General features: G+C 66.7%; 14 protein-coding genes and 1 pseudogene. 12 read left to right on the forward strand and 3 right to left on the reverse strand.

Going from position 1 to position 17,895, the window contains the following annotated elements; all coding sequences use genetic code 11:
* Positions 1-159: 159 nt before the first annotated feature.
* The 3 genes and pseudogenes from WBG56_RS00175 to WBG56_RS00185 form a co-directional block, all read left to right on the forward strand.
* Positions 160-1,305: an ABC transporter permease gene (locus WBG56_RS00175; RefSeq protein WP_424264546.1), complete on the forward strand. Its 1,146-nt coding sequence runs from the start codon at positions 160-162 to the stop codon at positions 1,303-1,305.
* Between the two features lie 131 nt (positions 1,306-1,436).
* Positions 1,437-3,728 carry a TonB-dependent siderophore receptor gene (locus WBG56_RS00180; RefSeq protein WP_424264547.1) on the forward strand — a complete coding sequence of 764 codons (2,292 nt, stop codon included), beginning with the start codon at positions 1,437-1,439 and terminating at the stop codon, positions 3,726-3,728.
* A gap of 13 nt (positions 3,729-3,741) precedes the next feature.
* Positions 3,742-3,873, forward strand: a pseudogene (locus WBG56_RS00185) (BrnA antitoxin family protein); the annotation flags it as partial.
* Between the two features lie 64 nt (positions 3,874-3,937).
* On the opposite strand, the gene WBG56_RS00190 reads toward WBG56_RS00185, so the two are convergent.
* The 3 genes from WBG56_RS00190 to WBG56_RS00200 all read right to left on the reverse strand — a co-directional run bounded on the left by WBG56_RS00190 (position 3,938) and on the right by WBG56_RS00200 (position 5,892).
* Entirely contained in the window at positions 3,938-4,498 is a 561-nt protein-coding gene (locus WBG56_RS00190) for a DUF937 domain-containing protein (RefSeq protein WP_424264548.1), read from the reverse strand.
* A gap of 74 nt (positions 4,499-4,572) precedes the next feature.
* Entirely contained in the window at positions 4,573-4,950 is a 378-nt protein-coding gene (locus WBG56_RS00195) for a DUF3597 domain-containing protein (protein WP_424264549.1), read from the reverse strand.
* Between the two features lie 165 nt (positions 4,951-5,115).
* A complete protein-coding gene (locus tag WBG56_RS00200) occupies positions 5,116-5,892 on the reverse strand; it encodes a hypothetical protein (protein WP_424264550.1) in 777 nt (258 codons plus the stop codon).
* A 294-nt stretch (positions 5,893-6,186) separates the two neighbouring features.
* On the opposite strand from WBG56_RS00200, the gene WBG56_RS00205 reads away from it, so the two are divergent.
* The 9 genes from WBG56_RS00205 to WBG56_RS00245 all read left to right on the forward strand — a co-directional run bounded on the left by WBG56_RS00205 (position 6,187) and on the right by WBG56_RS00245 (position 17,879).
* Entirely contained in the window at positions 6,187-8,610 is a 2,424-nt protein-coding gene (locus WBG56_RS00205) for a 3-hydroxyacyl-CoA dehydrogenase/enoyl-CoA hydratase family protein (protein ID WP_424264551.1), read from the forward strand.
* 11 nt (positions 8,611-8,621) lie between these two features.
* Positions 8,622-9,818 (forward strand): acetyl-CoA C-acyltransferase, encoded by a 1,197-nt coding sequence (locus WBG56_RS00210; RefSeq protein ID WP_424264552.1) that lies wholly within the window; start codon positions 8,622-8,624, stop codon positions 9,816-9,818.
* Positions 9,819-10,094: 276 nt separating this feature from the next.
* Positions 10,095-11,675, forward strand: a complete 1,581-nt coding sequence (gene pgi, locus WBG56_RS00215; protein WP_424264553.1) for a glucose-6-phosphate isomerase — start codon at positions 10,095-10,097, stop codon at positions 11,673-11,675.
* A 55-nt stretch (positions 11,676-11,730) separates the two neighbouring features.
* Positions 11,731-12,297, forward strand: coding sequence for a D-alanyl-D-alanine dipeptidase (ddpX, locus tag WBG56_RS00220; RefSeq protein ID WP_424264554.1), 567 nt, complete (start codon positions 11,731-11,733; stop codon positions 12,295-12,297).
* Between the two features lie 37 nt (positions 12,298-12,334).
* Positions 12,335-13,897: an ABC transporter substrate-binding protein gene (locus WBG56_RS00225; protein ID WP_424264555.1), complete on the forward strand. Its 1,563-nt coding sequence runs from the start codon at positions 12,335-12,337 to the stop codon at positions 13,895-13,897.
* Between the two features lie 58 nt (positions 13,898-13,955).
* Positions 13,956-14,978 (forward strand): ABC transporter permease, encoded by a 1,023-nt coding sequence (locus WBG56_RS00230; protein WP_424264556.1) that lies wholly within the window; start codon positions 13,956-13,958, stop codon positions 14,976-14,978.
* On the forward strand, positions 14,975-15,808 hold the full coding sequence (gene ddpC, locus WBG56_RS00235; protein ID WP_424264557.1) for a D,D-dipeptide ABC transporter permease: 834 nt from the start codon (positions 14,975-14,977) through the stop codon (positions 15,806-15,808). Before WBG56_RS00230 ends, ddpC begins: the two co-directional genes overlap by 4 nt.
* Positions 15,805-16,857, forward strand: a complete 1,053-nt coding sequence (locus WBG56_RS00240; RefSeq protein ID WP_424264558.1) for an ABC transporter ATP-binding protein — start codon at positions 15,805-15,807, stop codon at positions 16,855-16,857. The genes ddpC and WBG56_RS00240 overlap by 4 nt, the downstream gene beginning before the upstream one ends.
* Positions 16,854-17,879: an oligopeptide/dipeptide ABC transporter ATP-binding protein gene (locus WBG56_RS00245; protein WP_424264559.1), complete on the forward strand. Its 1,026-nt coding sequence runs from the start codon at positions 16,854-16,856 to the stop codon at positions 17,877-17,879. Before WBG56_RS00240 ends, WBG56_RS00245 begins: the two co-directional genes overlap by 4 nt.
* Positions 17,880-17,895: the final 16 nt, after the last annotated feature.

Raw genomic sequence — 17,895 nt, forward strand, 5'->3', positions numbered from 1 at the left:
CCGCCGGCATGATCGTGGGCGATGTCATCACAGAGCCGGCGGTGTCGCCGTTGATCGCCGCAGCGCGGTGCGGGAGCGTCGTCGGATAGACAGCCTGGGCCCGGTCGCGCCGCTGCCACGTTCGCCCTGACCGAGGCCTGGCGCGCGGCCTGGCGAGCCATGGCGCTCAATCGCCTGCGCACCGCGCTGACCTTGCTGGGCATCGTGGTCGGTGTCGCCTCGGTCATCGTCATGCTGGCCGTCGGACGCGGCGCCAAGGAGCAGGTCGTGCGCCAGATGGGCGCCCTGGGCGCCTCGATCATGTATGTCAGCGGCGGTGTGCCGCCCGAAGGCGGCGTGGCGGGCGTCGTGACGCTGGACGATCTGGATGCCATCGCCGCGCTGCCCGAGATTGCGCACGTCATGCCGGTGATCGGCAATCTGGCCATGCTGCGCCACGGCGCCTATTCGCGTCCCGCCTACGTGGTGGCCAGCACGTCCGATCTGCCGGCGATCCACCATTGGCCTGTGGCGCGAGGCCGTTTTCACATCGCCGCGGAAAACCGCGAACTGGCGCCCGTGGTCGTGCTGGGCAGCCGCCTGCGCGAACGGTTGCTGCCGGACACGTCCGACCCGCTCGGGCAGTTCGTGCTGATCGACGCCACGCCGTTCGAGGTCATCGGCGTCATGAGCGCCAAGGGCGCCGAATCAGGCTCGGAAAACTACGACGATCAGGCCTTCATTCCGTTCGAGGCGGGCCGCGCGCGGGTGTTCACCACTGTCGGCGAACCGGAATATGCGGTGATCGAAGCGCGATCGCAGGGGGCTGCCGTTGCGGCCGAATCGGCGATGCGCGAGGTGCTGCGGATGCGACATGGCCGCGAGAGTTTCAGCATCGGCAATGCGGCCGCCAAGCTGCAGGCCGCGGCCGAATCGCAGAACGCCATGACCCTGATGCTGGGCCTGATCGCGGCCGTGTCGCTGCTGGTCGGCGGTATCGGCGTGATGAACGTCATGCTGATGACGGTGCGCGAACGCACGCGCGAGATCGGCGTGCGCATGGCCGTCGGCGCGCGCCAGCGCGATGTGTTGCGCCAATTCCTGACGGAAGCCGCCCTGGTGTCCCTGTTCGGCGGCGCGGCAGGCGTGGCGCTGGGGCTGGGCGTTGGCCTGGCGCTGCTGGCCGCCGGGGTCGAACTGGTGTTTTCCTTGACTGCGATGCTGGGCGCTTTCGGCTGCGCCGTCGTCACCGGCTTGGTGTCCGGCCTGATGCCGGCTCGGGCCGCCGCCCGGCTCGATCCGGTTGCCGCCCTGGCGGGCGCATAGGAGAGACCGCTGTTTCTTCTGATGTATCGCAAGAGTCTGGATGATCTGATTTGTAAATAATAACTGTTATCGTTTATATTTTCTTTCCCATTAAGAAACACTTTGCATCCGCAGCACTTCGAGGAATTCATATGACTGCACCCAAGGTTCAGGGCCGGGTCCTGACGCCGATTGGCCTTCTCATGGCCCTGGGCCTGGCCGCCGCTCCCGCGGGGGCGCAATCGACGGAGGGCGTCGCCCAGCTCGACCGCGTCGTCGTCAAGGCCGAACAGGAACTGAAGCAGACCCCGGGGGCGTCCACCATTACGGCGGCCGACATCCAGAAATCCCCCCCTGCCAACGATGTGTCGGAAATCATCCGCACCATGCCCGGCGTGAACCTGACCGGCAATTCTTCCAGCGGCCAGCGCGGCAACAACCGCCAGATCGACATTCGCGGCATGGGCCCCGAGAATACCCTGATCCTGGTCGACGGCAAGCCCGTGTCATCGAGGGGGGCGGTGCGCTTTGGCTGGCGCGGCGAGCGCGACACGCGCGGCGACACCAACTGGGTGCCGCCCGAGCAGATCGAACGCATCGAAGTCCTGCGCGGCCCGGCCGCCGCCCGCTACGGCAACGGCGCGGCCGGCGGCGTGGTGAACATCATCACCAAGCCTGCCTCGGACAAGCTCACAGGGTCCGTTTCAGTGTATGCCAACGCCCCGGAGCACAGCGACGAGGGCTCGACCTCCCGCAGCACCTTCAGCCTGGCCGGCCCGATTTCCGACAGCCTGGATTTCCGCCTGACCGGCAGCGCCGCGAATTTCCAAGGGGATGCGTGGGATATCAATGCGGGGCATGCCTCCGCGCGTGGCGGTAACAATCAGGGCACTTTCCCCGCGGGTCGCGAGGGGTTCAAGAATCGCGACGTCAATGGCGTACTGAGCTGGAAGCCGACGGCGGGCCACAAGATCGACTTTGAGGCGAGCTACGGGCGTGAAGGCAACATTTACGTTGGCGACACGCAGAACACGAACACCAACGACATGGTGAAGCGCGAACTGGGCGGCGAGACCAATCGGATCTATCGGCAGGCATATTCGGTGACCCACAATGGCGACTGGAATGCCGATACTCATACATTGAGCTATCTGCAGTACGAGCAGACGCGCAATACGCGGCTGCTGGAAGGCCTGGCGGGAGGGACCGAAGGGGCCTTCAACGATCCTGCCAATCCCAAGGTCAATGATGGCGGCTATGGCGACATCAATCTGCGCACGCTGACGGCCCATACCGAACTGAACCGGCGCTTGAACTGGGGCGGTATCGACCAAATGGGTACCTTGGGCCTGGAATGGGTGCGTCAGGATCTGGAGGATTATTCGTCCGACTTGAAGCAGCGCAATAGCCAGGCGAACGTCCCAGCGCCCCTGGCGGCGTATCAGCCGAAGGCGCATGCGACCATCTATTCCGTCTTTGCCGAAGATAATCTCTATGTGGGCGATCGCTGGACCGTGACGCCCGGCCTGCGGTTCGACCACCATAGTCTTCAGGGCAACAACTGGAGCCCGTCACTGAACTTGTCTTATCTGCTCAATGAGCAGTGGACGGTCAAGGCCGGTATTGCCCGGGCCTACAAGGCGCCCAATCTGTACCAGAGCAATTCGGGCTACGCGCTTTATAGCGCGGGCAATGGCTGCTGGGGCAATCCCCCGGGCGGCGGCAATGGCTGCTTCCTGATGGGGAACTCCGACCTGAAAGCCGAAACCAGCATCAACAAGGAACTGGGTATCGAATTTCATGGAGCGGACGGTCTGGGCGCCAGCTTGACCTACTTCCATAACGATTATCGGGACAAGATCGAGGCCGGGCGCGCCCCTGTGTCGTCCTTCGTGGCGGGCGGCAAGGTCCAGAATGTCTTCCAATGGGAAAACATCCCCCGCGCTGTCGTTCAAGGCATCGAGGGCAACCTGACCTGGCCTTTTGCGCAGGATTGGACGTGGTCCACGAACTTCACCTATATGATCGAATCGAAGAACAAGGAGACCGGCGAACATCTGTCCACCATCCCCGAATACACGATCAACAGCGTCCTGGACTGGTCCGTGACGCCTGCCTGGTCGTTGCGCGCCAAGGCCACGGTCTATGGAGAGCAGGAAGGGCCGAAGTATGACTACTATGGCCAGCCGCTGACCGGCAGCGCCACGGACAAGGTTCCGCCCTATGCCCTGTTCGGCCTGAGCACGCAGTACAAGGTGAACAAGCATCTGCGGGTGACGGCGGGCGTGGACAATGTGTTCGACAAGCGCATCTTTCGCCGCGGCAATGCGATTGGGGTGAATCTCTCAGGGCCGCAAGCGGCGCACTACATCTACGGTGCCGGCGCCTACACCTACAACCAGCCTGGTCGGGCCTTCTTCCTGGAAGTGACCAGCTCGTTCTGATCGATCCGTCGCTGTGATTCATCCGTCCCATGCCCCTTTTCCCAAGGGGCATGGGGCTTTTGCCTTGATCCGCTTGTCGCCTGAAGTCGTTGACGGCTTTCGAGCGACGGGATCGGATTGGCAGGCGCGGGTGGATGCCGTGCTGAAGTGCTGGCTGAAGGCGCACAGCGCCTGGGCCGCTGCCTTTGGCGGCGGTCCGGGGGTTGGGCTTAGCGGGAACCCGCCTTGCCCGCCATGCGCAGGATGTCGTCCAGGGCGTTGCCGTCGCCATTCGCGTCGAGCAGCGAGTTCAGGCTGCCGAGCAGGCCGCCCTGGCCGCCGGAGCTGCCCAGCAGGCCCCCCAGCAGGCCGCCCATGGACGGTTGTGACGGGGCAGCCTGGCTCGCGCCGCCTTGCCGGGACATGAATCCCGCGACCAGCGTGGCCAGCAGGGGCAGCATCTGCTTGAGTACGGCGGGGTCCAGCCCGCTGTCCGAAGCGGCGTGCCGGGCGACGGTGCGGCTGACGTCCTTGGAACCAAAAATCTGTCCCAGCACGTCGTTGCCCCGGGCCGTGTCGGCGGGCTGCAGCCCGTCGGCGTCGCCCGCAAGGCCCAGGCTGCCTAGCAGGCTATCCAGTCCGCCCGCGCCCTGCGCCTGTTTCTGGAAGCCGCCCATCACGGCGGGCAGCAGTGCCTGAGCGCCGCTGGCGGCCTGCGTTTCGCTGATGCCAAGCTGGCGGGCCAGAGATTCCAGCCCGCCGGCCTGGGCGAGGATGTCGGTGATTTGCATAAGAGATCTCTCTTGACGCGGGTGGCGGCCCCTGCGGGCGGGCCGACATGCAGCGCAGCCCGCAGGATGAGGATTCAGTCCAGGAGGTCGGCCGGCACGTTGCCGCCGTTTTCCGCAAGGCGGGCCAGCACAGCTTTGTGCAGCCACATGTTCATTTGCGCGGAATCCCCCATCTTGTCCGCCGGGCAGCCCAGTTCGGTCGCCAGTTCCTTGCGCGCGCCCAGGCTGCTGTCCATGTCCAGCAGCTTCATCAGGTCGACGATGGAGGTCTTCCAGTTCAGCTTCTGGGCGTTGGCGGCGGCTTTCTGTTCCAGCTGACCCACCACGTCCACGACGGAAATCGCGGGGCTGGCCGTCGCCACCGGGCCGCTCGAAGCCGCGGTGTCAGGTGCCGGGGCGGCCTGCGCGCCGCCGAAACCCAGTTTTTCGAGAATGGTGCTGAACAGACCCATGACGATCTCCTTGAGGATTCTATGAACGGTTGAGGGCTCATTTGATCACTTCAGGGGCGGCAGGGGCGGCTTCTTGACATTGTTTGATGGTGCCTTCGCCGCTTGGGGCCTTGCGTTCGACAGCGGGCAGGCCCGGCGCGATCTCCTTGATTAGTGTGAAAGGCCCTAACCCGCCTTCCTGGGCCGCCCCCGGGGCGCCGGGCTGACGCGCCGGGACGCCAGGCGCCCCAGGTGCGTCAGGAAGATCTTTTCCCCCAGCGCCCACTGCCCGTGCAGGGCGGCTTCGATCTGCAGCCCTTGCGGCTCGGACAGGCCGGCGGCCAGGCGCTTGCGCCAGGCCGCCTGGCGGGCGAAGGGCGTATCGCCTTCGCGCCAGTAGTCGGGGTGGTCCAGCAGCCAGCCGGCGGCGTTGGCCGCCTGCCCGGCGTGTTCCGCCGCCGAGGACCATGGCCACTGGATGGCGGTGGCCACGTGGCCGGTTTCGGTCGCCAGCGATTCCACCCAGATCATGGCGGGCAGCACCCAGCGGCCCGGCTCCAGCAGAGCGTTGTGATAGCGGCCCGCGTACACGCGGGTGCGCAGCAGTCCCGACCCCATGCGTCGCCCCAGCGCCTGCATCAGGCGCGGCAGGGACTGGGCGTCGCCGGGCGTGGCCAGCAGTGTGATCCGGTCGGGCAGGATGGCCCAGGCGTGGATGGCGACGGCGGCCATGCCGGTGCCGGTGCCGGGCGGCGTAGCCTGCCCGGCGGTCGGGTAGGACGGTCCGGAGGGTGAGACGCCCGTCGGGCGGGCCGATGCGCGGGCTTCTTCAGCCAGCCAGCTGGCGATCCGGTCCAGAGCGGCGCCTGGCGCCGGCGCGTCGGCGGGCGCCAGCGGCCGGGCGAACCGGGCTTGCGCCAGTTGCGGGATGCGGGGGGCATACAGGCGAGGAAGGCGGGCCATGGTGTGTGTTGAAGCCGTTTCTGGCCAACGTATCCGTCAAGGTCTTAGATTATAGAAGTCTTGCGCGCGGGCTCGCTGCCATGCAACATGACACGGATGCCATGACTCATGCTTCAATTCAAACGATCGTTTGAATTTTGATCGTAAATCAGCGACAATCAGGAAATCGGCTTTCGGCAAGGGATCGGAGGATCCCCTGGACCACAGGATGCCAGGAGCACCCGGCTTCCAGGGCCGACATGCCAGGGAGTCCCCCATCCGGGATCTTCCATCATTGTGAGAGGACACCATATCATGCAAACCAGTCAGTCCGCCCCCTTGTTCATCCGCCGCGTGGCGGTGTGCGGCGCCGGGGTCATGGGCGCGCAGATCGCCGCCCATTGCGTCAATGCCGGCGTGCCGGTGGTGCTGTTCGACCTGGCCAAGGACGACGGCCAGGGCGGCAAGAACGCCATCGTGGGCCGCGCCATCGCCCAGCTGAAGAAACTGAACCCCGCGCCTCTGGGGGTGGACAAGCTGGCGGACCTGATCACCCCGGCCAACTACGACGAAGACCTGCATCTGCTGGCCGATTGCGACGTGGTCATCGAGGCCATCGCCGAACGCCTGGACTGGAAGCGCGACCTGTACCATAAGCTGGCCCCGGCATTGAACCCGCATGCCATCGTCGCCAGCAACACGTCCGGCCTGTCGATCACGTCCCTGTCCGAGGCCCTGCCGGAAACCCTGCGCCATCGTTTCTGCGGCGTGCACTTCTTCAATCCGCCGCGCTACATGCCGCTGGTGGAACTGATCCCCACCGCCGCCACCGAACCGGCCCTGCTGGATCACCTGGAAACCTTCCTGGTGTCACAACTGGGCAAGGGCGTGGTCCGAGCCAAGGACACGCCGAATTTCATCGGCAACCGCATCGGCGTATTCGGCATCCTGTCCGTGTTTCATCATACCCAGGTCTTCGATCTGCCCTACGAACTGGTGGACGATCTGACCGGCACCCGCCTGGGACGCGCCAAATCCGGCACCTATCGCACGGCGGACGTGGTCGGACTGGACACCTTGGCGCACGTCATCGATACCATGAAGGATCAACTGCCCGATGATCCCTTCCACGCGCATTTCACGATCCCGCCCGTGCTGGCCGGCCTGATCGAGAAGGGCGCTTTGGGCCAGAAGACCAAGGCGGGCTTCTTCAAGAAAGAAGGCAAGCAGATCCTGCGCCTGGACCCCAAGGCCGGCGCCTATGTGCCCTCCGGCGAAAAGGCCGATGACGAGGTCAAGGACATCCTGAAGGAGCGCGATCCCGCCAAGCGCCTGCAGGCCTTGCATGATTCCGATCATCCTCAGGCGCAGTTCCTGTGGGCGGTGCTGCGCGACACCTTCCACTACAGCGCCGTGCATCTGGGCGACATCGCCGAGAGCGCGCGTGAACTGGACCAAGCCATGAAATGGGGCTTCGGCCACAGCTTCGGTCCGTTCGAGATCTGGCAGGCCGCCGGCTGGCAGCGCGTGGCCGGCTGGATCAACGAAGACATCGCCGCCGGCAAGACCTTGTCGCCGGCTCCGCTGCCTGCCTGGGCGACCAGCGGCCCGGTCTGGGACACGCAGGCCGTGCATACGCCGGCGGGCTCCTTCAGCCCGGCCCGCAATGCCTATGTGCCGCGCAGCGCGCTGCCGGTCTACCAGCGTCAGGTCGGCGCGCCGCGTCTGGTGGGTGAGGGCCCGGCGATCGCGCCTGCCGTCGTCTACGAGAACGACGCCATCCTGTGCTGGACGCTGCCCGCGCCGCACCCTCAGGACGTGCTGATCGCATCCTTCAAAACCAAGATGCATACGCTCAGTCCCGACGTGGTGCGCGGCGTGATCCACGCCGTGGACCTGGCGGAACAGGGCTACAAGGCCCTGGTCATCGGCCAGCTGGAGGACCCGTTCTCGGCCGGCGCCGACCTGAAGGCCATGCTGCCGGCCTTCATGACGGGCGGGGTCAAGGCTGTCGAGCCCATCCAGAAGGAAATGCAGGACATGGTGCTGCGCGTGCGCTATGCCCAGGTGCCGGTGGTGGCCGCCGTGGCGGGCCTGGCCCTGGGCGGCGGTTGTGAATTGTCCGTGCATTGCGCCCGCCGCGTGGCCCATCTGGAAACCTATATCGGACTGGTCGAAGTCGGCATCGGCCTGGTGCCGGGGGCGGGCGGCATCACCTACAGCGCCCGTCGCGCCGCGGAGATCCAGGCCCAGTCGGCCCCGGACGCCCCTCTGCTGGCCTACGTGAAGAACTTCGTGCTGTCCGTGGCCACGGCCCGCGTGTCGAAGTCCGCCCTGGAAGCCCGCGAGATCGGCTACCTGCGCGATTCCGACCCTATCGTCATGAACCGTCACGAACTGCTGTACGTGGCCGTGCGTGAAGCCGCCAATCTGGCCGAGCAGGGCTATCGCGCGCCGCTGGCCGCCCGTTTCCCTGTGGCCGGGCGAGATGCCATCGCCACCTTGCGGGCGCAGCTGGTCAATATGCACGTAGGCGGCTACATCAGCGACTACGACTTCCACATCGGCCTGGAAGTGGCCACGGCCATCTGCGGCGGGGATGTCGATCCCGGCAGCCTGGTGGATGAAGCCTGGATGCTGAAACTGGAACGTCAGGCCTTCCTGGGCCTGCTGGCCAACCCCAAGACACAAGAGCGCATTGCCGGGCTGCTGCAGACCGGCAAGCCCGTCCGCAATTAAGGAGACCTTCGATGACTGCTCTGCAACAAGCTTATATCGTCGCTGCGACGCGCACGCCCATCGGCAAGGCTCCACGCGGCATGTATTCCCATACCCGGCCCGATGACCTGCTGGCCAGGGTCATCCAGGGCGTGTTGGCCCAGGCGCCCAGCCTGGACCCGGCCGCCATCGAGGACGCCATTGTCGGCTGCGCCATTCCCGAAGGTCCCCAGGGCCTGAATGTGGCGCGCGTCGGCGTCCTGCTGGCGGGCCTGCCCCAGTCGGTGGCCGGCGTCACGGTCAACCGCTTCTGCGCCTCCGGCCTGACGGCGGTGGCCATGGCAGCCGATCGCATCCGCGTGGGCGAGGCCGATGTCATGCTGGCCTGCGGCACGGAATCCATGAGCATGGTGCCCACCATGGGCATCAGCACCTCCTTCAGCCCCGATGTGTATTTGAACGACGACAACATCGGCATCGCCTATGGCATGGGCGCGACGGCCGAACAGGTCGCCGAGCGCTGGGATATCTCCCGCGCGGATCAGGACGCTTTCGCCCTGCGTTCGCACCAGCGCGCCCTGGCGGCGCAAAAGGCTGGCGAATTCGCCGATGAAATGCTGCCGGTGGACATCATCCGCCGCGTGCCGGACCTGGCCACGGGCGAGGTGCGCGAGACCCACCATACCGTGGATCTGGATGAAGGCCCGCGCGCCGACACCAGCCTGGAAGCCCTGGCGCGTCTGCGCCCGGTCTTCGCCGCCAAGGGCAGCGTCACGGCGGGCAACAGCTCGCAGACCTCCGATGGCGCCGGCGCCCTGCTGGTGGTGTCCGAGCGCGCCCTGAAGGAACACAATCTGACGCCGTTGGCGCGCTTCGTGTCCTTCGCCGTGCGCGGCGTGCCGCCCGACATCATGGGCATCGGCCCCAAGGAGGCCATCCCGGCGGTGCTGAAAAAGGCCGGCCTGACGCTGGACCAGATGGGCTGGATCGAACTGAACGAAGCCTTCGCCGCCCAATCGCTGGCCGTCATCCGCGACCTGGGGCTGAACGAGGACGTGGTCAATCCCATGGGCGGCGCCATCGCCCTGGGCCACCCGCTGGGCGCGACCGGCGCGATCCGGTCCGCCACCACCATCCACGCCATGCGCCGCCACAATCTGCAGTACGGCATGGTGACCATGTGCGTGGGCACCGGCATGGGCGCCGCGGGGATCTACGAGCGCTGCTGATCGGCTGATTGTGTCGCGCGCCACGCGGCCTCTTCGGGGGCCGCGTGGCTTTTGCCGCCGGGCCGCCCCAAGGCGAAAACGCCCCCTTGGGGGGCAGCAAGCCGCAGGCGCAGCGTGGGGGTATTTTTTGCCGCCGGGCCGCCCCAAGGCGAAAACGCCCCTTTTAGAGCAGCAAGCAGGCGTTAGCCTGTGCAGCGCGGGGGCCTGTTTGCGTCTTGTGAAAATCGCGGCGTATTCCGGCGCCGCGAAGGGCGGGCTTGCCTCTATACTTCCGTCATGTCCCAAGCTCCCCTGCCGGCAGGCGTCCTCGCGCCCCTCACCGATCTGCCCGAATGGAAACGCTTCGTCGTGGCGGCGCAGACCTGCCCGTCGCAGACCGACGGTCTTGATCTGGTCGAGGCTCCCGGTTTGACGTTGGATGCCAGCGGCCAGCGCCATTCGCCCGATCTGCTGGCGGCGGGCGAGGCCTTGTTGCGCGCGCGCGGGTTCGAGGAACAGCGCCGCCGCCTGCTGGCGGGCGAAATCGTCAACGTCACGGAAAACCGGGCGGCCTGGCATACCGTGCTGCGGGCGCCCACGGCGCCGGCGGACGTGCAGGCCGAACGCGAACGGATGGACGCCTGGGTGCGCCGGGCGGACGCCGAGCGCCGCTGGCGCCACATCGTGCATGTGGGCATCGGCGGCTCGGACTGGGGGGTGCGCCTGGCGGTGTCCGCCTTCGGGTACGCCGGCACCTGGCGCGACGTGCGCTTCGTCGCCAATATCGACGGCCATGCCATCGAAGGCGGCTTGGCCGGGCTGGACCCGCGCGATACGCTGGTCGTCCTGGTGTCCAAATCGTTCACTACGTCGGAAACCCTGGAAAACGGCGCGCGGGCGCGGGAGTGGCTGGTGGCCGCCGGCCTGGACCCGGCCGAGCACATGGCGGCGGTCACGGCCCAGCCGGAGCGCGCCCGCGCCTGGGGCATCCCGGACACGCAGATCTTTCGACTGTGGGATTGGGTCGGCGGCCGGTTTTCCGTCTGGTCGGCCGTCAGCCTGACCACCGCGCTGTCGGTGGGCGCGGACGTGCTGGCGGGTTTGCGCATGGGGGCTGCCGCCATGGACACGCATTTTGCCCAGGCGCCCTTGGCGGTCAATGCCCCGGCGCGCATGGCGCTGGCGGGCATCGTCAATCGCAGCATCCTGGGGCAGGGTTCCCTGAACATCGCGCCCTACGATTCGCGGCTGGCGGCCCTGGTGCCTTACGTGCAGCAACTGGACATGGAATCGCTGGGCAAATCCGTGGATCAGGCAGGCCGGCCCGTGGGGGTGCCCACCGGCCCCGCCGTCTGGGGGATGCCGGGCACGGACGCTCAACATACGTTTTTCCAGTGGATGCACCAGGGTAGCGACGGCGCTCCGGTGGATTTCATCCTGTGCTGCCATGCCGATCATCATTGGGCGGCGCACCATCGCCAGTTGCTGGCCAATTGTCTGGCCCAGCGCGAGGCTCTGATGCGCGGCAAGACCCTCGGTCAGGCGCGGGCCGAATGCCTGGCCGAAGGGCTGTCCCCCGAGCAGGCGGATCGGCTGGCGCCGCATCGCGTGCATCCGGGCGGTCGCCCCAATCACCTGATTGCGCTGCCGCGCCTGTCGCCGTATTCCCTGGGCGCCCTGCTGGCGCTCTACGAGCACCGCGTCTTCACCCAGGGCGTGATCTGGGGCATCGATCCCTTCGACCAATGGGGGGTGGAATACGGCAAGGTCCTGGCGCGCGGAATTGTCCAGGCGCTGACGCCGGCCGCCGACCCGGCCACCCAGGCTGGCGGGCACGATGTCTCGACCCGACACTGGATCCAGCAGCTGCGGGGCTGATGCGCGCGGGCGGTTTCCGGTACAGTGCAGTGACGCAAGAACGTACAGATACTGGATGCTCATGACAGACTTGATCGAACTGACGCAAGCCGACGGGGTGCAGATTTCGCTGGTGTACGCCACGGCGGACAATCTGGTCGGGCGTCCCATCTACGCCCCGGGGGCTCGTTGTGCGCTGCGCCCGGAGGCGGCGGATTGCCTGCGCCGCGCCGCGCAAGCGGCCCGCCGGGCGGACCTGGCGCTGGTTGTCTACGACGCCTATCGGCCGGCAGGCGCGCAGGCCGTGTTCTGGAAAGCGCTTCCGGACCCGCGCTATATAGCCGATGCCGCTCTGGGGTCCAACCATACGCGCGGGGTGGCCGTGGACGTGGGCCTGCTGGAAAGCAGCGGGCAGCCGCTGGACATGGGCACCGGTTTCGACGACATGCGCGACCAGTCCCATCATGACCGCGACGATGTGCCGCCCGAAGCGCAGCGCAACCGCCACCTGCTGCTGGGCATCATGCTGCAGGCCGGTTTTCGTTCGATCCCCACGGAATGGTGGCACTACGAATTGCCGAATGCGCGGGAATATGCGTTACTGCCGGAAAGCGACATGGTCCAGGTGTACCACACACACTGAGGCCTGCAGACCCTTGTTCGATGGACGGAGACACACCATGCAATCCATATTTCAGACCGGTGCGCGCCGGGTCGTGATGGCCGCCATGATGGGACTCGGGGCCTTGGCCCTGGCGGGCGGTGCGGTGGCGGCGACGCCTGCCGACACCCTGGTCATCGGCAAGCCCGCCGACCCCCAGACGCTGGACCCGGCGGTCACGATCGACAACAACGACTGGACCGTCACATATCCCGCCTATCAGCGCCTGATGCGCTACAAACAGGTCGACGGCAAGGGTTCGACCGAGGTCGAGGGCGACCTGGCCGCCAGCTGGACGACCTCCCCCGACAATCTGGTCTGGACATTCACCCTGAACGCCGGCCAGCAGTTCGCGGACGGCACAGCGGTGGATGCGCAGGCCGTGAAACTGTCTTTTGAACGGCTGCTGGCGAAAAAGCAGGGGCCGTCCGAGGCCTTCCCCGCCAACATGCGGATCGATGCGGTGGATGCCAAAACGGTGCGCTTCACCCTGAAAAAGCCGTTCGCCCCCTTCCTGTACACCTTGGCCAACAATGGCGCCTCCATCGTCAACCCCAAGGCCATGCAGCGCCCGGATGCCGATGCCTGGTTGTCCGGCCATACGGCGGGGTCCGGGCCTTACCAACTGGTTTCCTGGCAAAAGGGCCAGGCGCTGCTGCTGGAACGCAACCCGCATTACGCTGGATCGAAAAAGCCCACGCTGGATAAATTCGTGGTCAAGATCGTGCCCGAATCCTCCGCCCGCCGCCTGCAGCTGCAAAAAGGCGATCTGGACGTGGCCGAGGAACTTCCGGTCGATCAGTTGCAGGCCCTGAAGAAGGACAAGGCCGTGCACGTGGCGGAGTTTCCGTCGCTGCGCGTCACCTATCTGTATCTGAACAACGCCAAAGGCCCGCTGCAAAGCGCCGACCTGCGCCATGCGGTCGTGGACGCGCTGGATTACAAAGGCATCGTCGATGGCATCATGATGGGGCAGGCCAAGCAGATGCGCGGCCCGATTCCGGAAGGCATGTGGGGCTACGACGCCGACCTGCCGCAACCCAAGCAGGATGTGGCGGCCGCCAAGGCCCTGGTGAAGAAGGCCGGCGGCGTCAAATCCCCGCTGTTGCTGCGGTATTCCACCCAGGATCCGGCCTGGGAGCCCATCGCCCTGACCGTGCAGGCCAACCTGACGGCGGTCGGCGTCCCGGTCAAACTCGAGAAACTGGCCAATGCCACCCTGCGCGAAAACCTGGGCCAGGGCAATTTCGATATTTCCATCGGCAACTGGAGCCCGGACTTCGCCGACCCCTACATGTTCACCAGCTATTGGTTCGATTCGGATAAAAAGGGGCTGGCCGGCAACCGGTCCTTCTATTCCAATCCGCAGGTGGACGGCTGGCTGCGCGAGGCCGCCACGCTCAGCGACCAGGCCCAGCGCATCGCCCTGTACAAGAAAGTCCAGGAACAGGTCGTCAAGGACGCGGCCTACGCCTACCTGTACCAGAAGAACTATCAGGCCGGCCTGGGGGCGGATGTGCAGGGCTTTGTCTTCAATCCCATGCTGGAACGCGTCTTCAACGTCGCCGACATGAAGAAATGATGCGGTGTCCGCTCGTCGCCCTGGCCCTTGACGGGCCGGGTCCCGAAGGGCCTTTGGCATGAATGGGGCCTGGCTGCCGGTCGTAGGCCGGCGCCTGTTCAGCCTTGTGTGGGTGGTGGTGGGGGTGTCCCTCATCACCTTCATCATCTCGCACCTGGTGCCCGGCGATCCGGCCCGACTGGTGGCGGGCGATCGGGCCACGCCGGAAATCGTCGCCCACATCCGCGCGCAACTGGGCCTGGACCTGCCTTTGCCGCAACAGTACCTGCACTACATGGGGCAACTGCTGCAAGGCGACCTGGGCACATCCATCCGCACGCATCGTCCCGTTTTGCAGGATATCGCCGCCTTTTTCCCGGCGACGCTGGAATTGGCGCTGGTGGCGCTGATCCTGGCGACCCTGCTGGGCATTCCGCTGGGGGTGCTGTCCGCGGTCTACCGCAATCGCCTGACGGATCACGTGGCCCGGATGCTGGCCGTGGCCGGCATTTCCACGCCGGCGTTCTGGCTGGGCCTGGGCTTGATCGTCATTTTCTACGGGCAGTTGGGCTGGTTGCCGGGCGGCGGGCGCATCGACCAGGGCATGACTCCTCCGCCCGGCGTCACGGGGCTGTATCTGATCGATGCAGCGCTGGCCGGCGACTGGCCGGTGTGGCGCAGCGCCCTGCAGCATATGCTGTTGCCCGCCGCGACCCTGGGATTCGTGCATCTGGGGGTGGTGGCCCGCCAGGTGCGTTCTTCCGTGCTGGAGCAACTGAGCGAAGACTACGTGCGCACCGCGCGGGCCTACGGCCTGTCGCCCTGGGCCGTGGTGTTGCGCCACGCCTTGCCCAATGCCCTGATTCCGTCCGTCACCGTCCTGGGATTGGCCCTGGGGGACCTGCTCTACGGCGCGGTGTTGACGGAAACCGTCTTTGGCTGGCCGGGCATGGGGGCCTACGTGGTGGACTCGATCCAGGCGCTGGATTTTCCGGCGGTCATGGGCTTTGCCGTCGTGGTGTCTTTCGCCTACGTGGTGCTGAACCTGCTGGTTGACCTGCTGTATCGGCGGCTGGATCCGCGCATCCGGGGGATCGGATGACGTATTTCTGGTATCAGTTGCGTCGCAGCCCCCTGATGCTTCTGGGCGTGCTGATCCTGCTTGCGATCGGCCTGGCGGTCGGTCTGGCCGGCTGGGTGGCCCCTTACGACCCGGAACAGATCAATCTGGTCCAGCGCCTGGCTGCGCCGTCCGCGCAGCACTGGTTCGGGACGGACGAGGTCGGGCGCGATATCTTCAGCCGGGTCCTGTACGGCGGACAGCAGTCCATCGGGGTGGGGCTGTTCGTGGCCGGGTGCGCCAGCGTGGTCGGTGCGATCGTCGGCTGTTTCTCCGGCATCCTGGGCGGGCGCATCGACGGCCTGATCATGCGGACCATGGATGTCGTATTGTCCGTCCCCTCGCTGGTGCTGATCATGGCGCTGGCCGCCGCCCTGGGGCCCAGCCTGTTCAACGCCATGCTGGCCATCACCCTGGTCCGGATCCCCTTTTATGTGCGGCTGGCGCGCGGACAGACGCTCAGTATTCGCGAGATGGCCTATGTGCAGGCCGCCTGGACGTTCGGCGCCAGCAGGCGCCATGTGGTGAGCTGGCACGTGGTGCGCAATGCCGCCTCGCCCATCGTGGTCCAGGCCACGCTGGACGTGGGCGGCGCGATCCTGATGGCGGCGGCGCTGGGGTTCATCGGCCTGGGGGCTCAGCAGCCGACGGCGGAATGGGGGGCCATGGTGGCCACGGGCCGCAATTTCCTGCTGGATCAATGGTGGTACACGGTGACGCCGGGGTGCGCCATCCTGGTGACGGCGCTGGCCTGCAATCTGGTCGGCGATGGCGTGCGGGATCTGCTCGATCCGAAGTCGAGGGTGAAATGAGCCCGGACGCCATCCCCATCCTGGACGTGCGCGGCCTGTCGCTGGAATTCCCCGTCTTCGGCGGGGCCGTCCGGGCGCTCAATGGCGTCAGCCTGCGTGTCATGCCGGGGGAAATCGTCGGCATCGTGGGTGAATCGGGGTCCGGAAAATCCGTGACGGCCATGACCGCCCTGCGGTTGTTGCCGCCTGGCGGCTACCGCGTCACGGAAGGCAGCCTGCATCTGGGGGGCGACGACGTGCTGTCCGCGTCGGAATCGCTGGTGCGCCAATGGCGTGGACGCCGCGCCGCCATGATCTTCCAGGAACCGATGACCGCCCTGAACCCCACGCAACGGATCGGCGAGCAGATGGCCGGGGTCCTGCGGGCGCATCGTCGGATGCGTCGGCGCGATGCCCTGGCCCGGGCGCAATCCCTGCTGCGCGACATGATGATCCCCGACCCGGCCCAGGTGTTGCGGGCCTATCCCTTCGAGCTGTCGGGCGGCATGCGGCAGCGCGTCATGGTGGCCATGGCCTTTTCCTGCGATCCGGACCTGCTGATCGCGGACGAACCCACGACGGCGCTGGACGTCACCGTGCAGCGCCAGGTCCTGCAGTTGCTGCGCCACCACGCGCGCGAACGGGGCACCGCCATTCTGTTCATCACGCACGACATGGCGGTCGTGTCCCAGCTGTGCGATCGCGTGTATGTGATGTACGCGGGGATGGTGGTCGAACAGGGGTCGACGCGGCAGGTGCTTCAAGACCCGCGCCATCCCTACACGCGGGGCTTGCTCGATGGCCTGCCCGAGGGCGTCGCGCCGGGCTCGGCGCTGGCCGCCATCCCCGGGCGGGTGCCGGACATGCGCCACCCGCCCTCGGGCTGTCCGTTTTTCGACCGCTGCGCTTTTGCGGACGATGCGTGCCGTCAGCGGCCTGTCTTGCAACCCTTTCCCGCAGCCGGCGCGGGGCCTGCCTCCGCCGATGCGGAGACGCCGGAAGACCGCCAACTGGCCTGCTGGCATCCCCTGGCGCGGTCGGTCGCGGACACGAGCGGGAGGCGGGCATGACGATCGCCGATTCCGGGGCGGCGATGGCTGCCGGCGCAGACCGGCCGGAACAGGATCTGGTGCTGGAAGTCCGGGATGTCCGCGTCCGATTCCCCATGCTGCGCGACTGGCGTGGCCGTGTCGTGCAGTCCGCGCATGCGCTCAATGGCATCGACCTGCGCATCCGGCGCGGCGAGGCTTTCGGCATCGTCGGGGAGTCCGGCTGCGGCAAAAGCACGCTGGCCCAGGTGCTGATGGGGCTGTTGCCGCCCACCGACGGGGATGTGCGGCGCCTGCCGCGCGGCGATGGCCGTCCGGCCAATATCCAGATCGTGTTCCAGGACCCTCAGTCTTCACTGGATCCGCGTTTGCCGGCCTGGAAGGTCATCGTGGAGCCTGTCGTCGTCCGGGGGCGGCGGCCCGCACCGGGGCAGGCTGCGCGCCAGGGCAAGGCGGCGTTGCGCGCCCGGGCGGCCGAACTGGCCGTTCAGGTCGGCCTGCGGCCCGAAACGCTGGATCGCTACGTGCATGAGTTTTCCGGCGGCCAGCGCCAGCGTATCGCCATCGCCCGCGCCCTGTCTTCCGATCCCGACGTGATCGTGCTGGATGAGCCGACCTCGGCGCTGGATGTGTCCGTGCAGGCGCAGATCCTGAATCTGCTGCAGGACTTGCGTCGCCGCTATGGGCTGACGTACGTGCTGATCTCGCATAATGTGTCCGTCGTGCGGCATCTGTGCGACCGGGTCGCCGTCATGTACCTGGGCCAGATCGTCGAGCAGGGGATGGCGTCCGCCGTGCTGGAGTCTCCTCGCCACCCTTATACCCGCGAGTTGCTGGACGCGGTGCCGCGCCTGGATCGACCCTGGGTGGAGGACGCGCCCGCCGCGCCGGTGGAGCTGCCAGGCAATCGAGCCTTGCCCGCCGGCTGCTTTTTCCGGGAACGCTGCCCGTGGGCGACGCAAGGGTGCGAGCGGCCGCAGTCGCTGTTGTGCGATGCGGATGCCCTGCAGCACCTGTTTCGCTGCCACGTGGCGCAAAAATAAAAAACCACGGCAGCCC

Source organism: Castellaniella sp. (assembly GCF_049671645.1).
Taxonomy (GTDB): domain Bacteria; phylum Pseudomonadota; class Gammaproteobacteria; order Burkholderiales; family Burkholderiaceae_B; genus Castellaniella.

Bases quoted from the DNA above. Each gene is read 5' to 3' on its own strand.
- WBG56_RS00230 (WP_424264556.1), top strand. From the start codon at position 13,956: ATGAATGGGGCCTGGCTGCCGGTCGTAGGCCGGCGCCTGTTCAGCCTT.
- WBG56_RS00245 (WP_424264559.1), top strand. From the start codon at position 16,854: ATGACGATCGCCGATTCCGGGGCGGCGATGGCTGCCGGCGCAGACCGG.
- WBG56_RS00195 (WP_424264549.1), bottom strand. From the start codon at position 4,950: ATGGGTCTGTTCAGCACCATTCTCGAAAAACTGGGTTTCGGCGGCGCG.
- WBG56_RS00205 (WP_424264551.1), top strand. From the start codon at position 6,187: ATGCAAACCAGTCAGTCCGCCCCCTTGTTCATCCGCCGCGTGGCGGTG.
- WBG56_RS00180 (WP_424264547.1), top strand. From the start codon at position 1,437: ATGACTGCACCCAAGGTTCAGGGCCGGGTCCTGACGCCGATTGGCCTT.
- WBG56_RS00190 (WP_424264548.1), bottom strand. From the start codon at position 4,498: ATGCAAATCACCGACATCCTCGCCCAGGCCGGCGGGCTGGAATCTCTG.
- WBG56_RS00225 (WP_424264555.1), top strand. From the start codon at position 12,335: ATGCAATCCATATTTCAGACCGGTGCGCGCCGGGTCGTGATGGCCGCC.
- ddpC (WP_424264557.1), top strand. From the start codon at position 14,975: ATGACGTATTTCTGGTATCAGTTGCGTCGCAGCCCCCTGATGCTTCTG.
- ddpX (WP_424264554.1), top strand. From the start codon at position 11,731: ATGCTCATGACAGACTTGATCGAACTGACGCAAGCCGACGGGGTGCAG.
- WBG56_RS00175 (WP_424264546.1), top strand. From the start codon at position 160: ATGGCGCTCAATCGCCTGCGCACCGCGCTGACCTTGCTGGGCATCGTG.
- WBG56_RS00200 (WP_424264550.1), bottom strand. From the start codon at position 5,892: ATGGCCCGCCTTCCTCGCCTGTATGCCCCCCGCATCCCGCAACTGGCG.
- WBG56_RS00210 (WP_424264552.1), top strand. From the start codon at position 8,622: ATGACTGCTCTGCAACAAGCTTATATCGTCGCTGCGACGCGCACGCCC.
- pgi (WP_424264553.1), top strand. From the start codon at position 10,095: ATGTCCCAAGCTCCCCTGCCGGCAGGCGTCCTCGCGCCCCTCACCGAT.
- WBG56_RS00240 (WP_424264558.1), top strand. From the start codon at position 15,805: ATGAGCCCGGACGCCATCCCCATCCTGGACGTGCGCGGCCTGTCGCTG.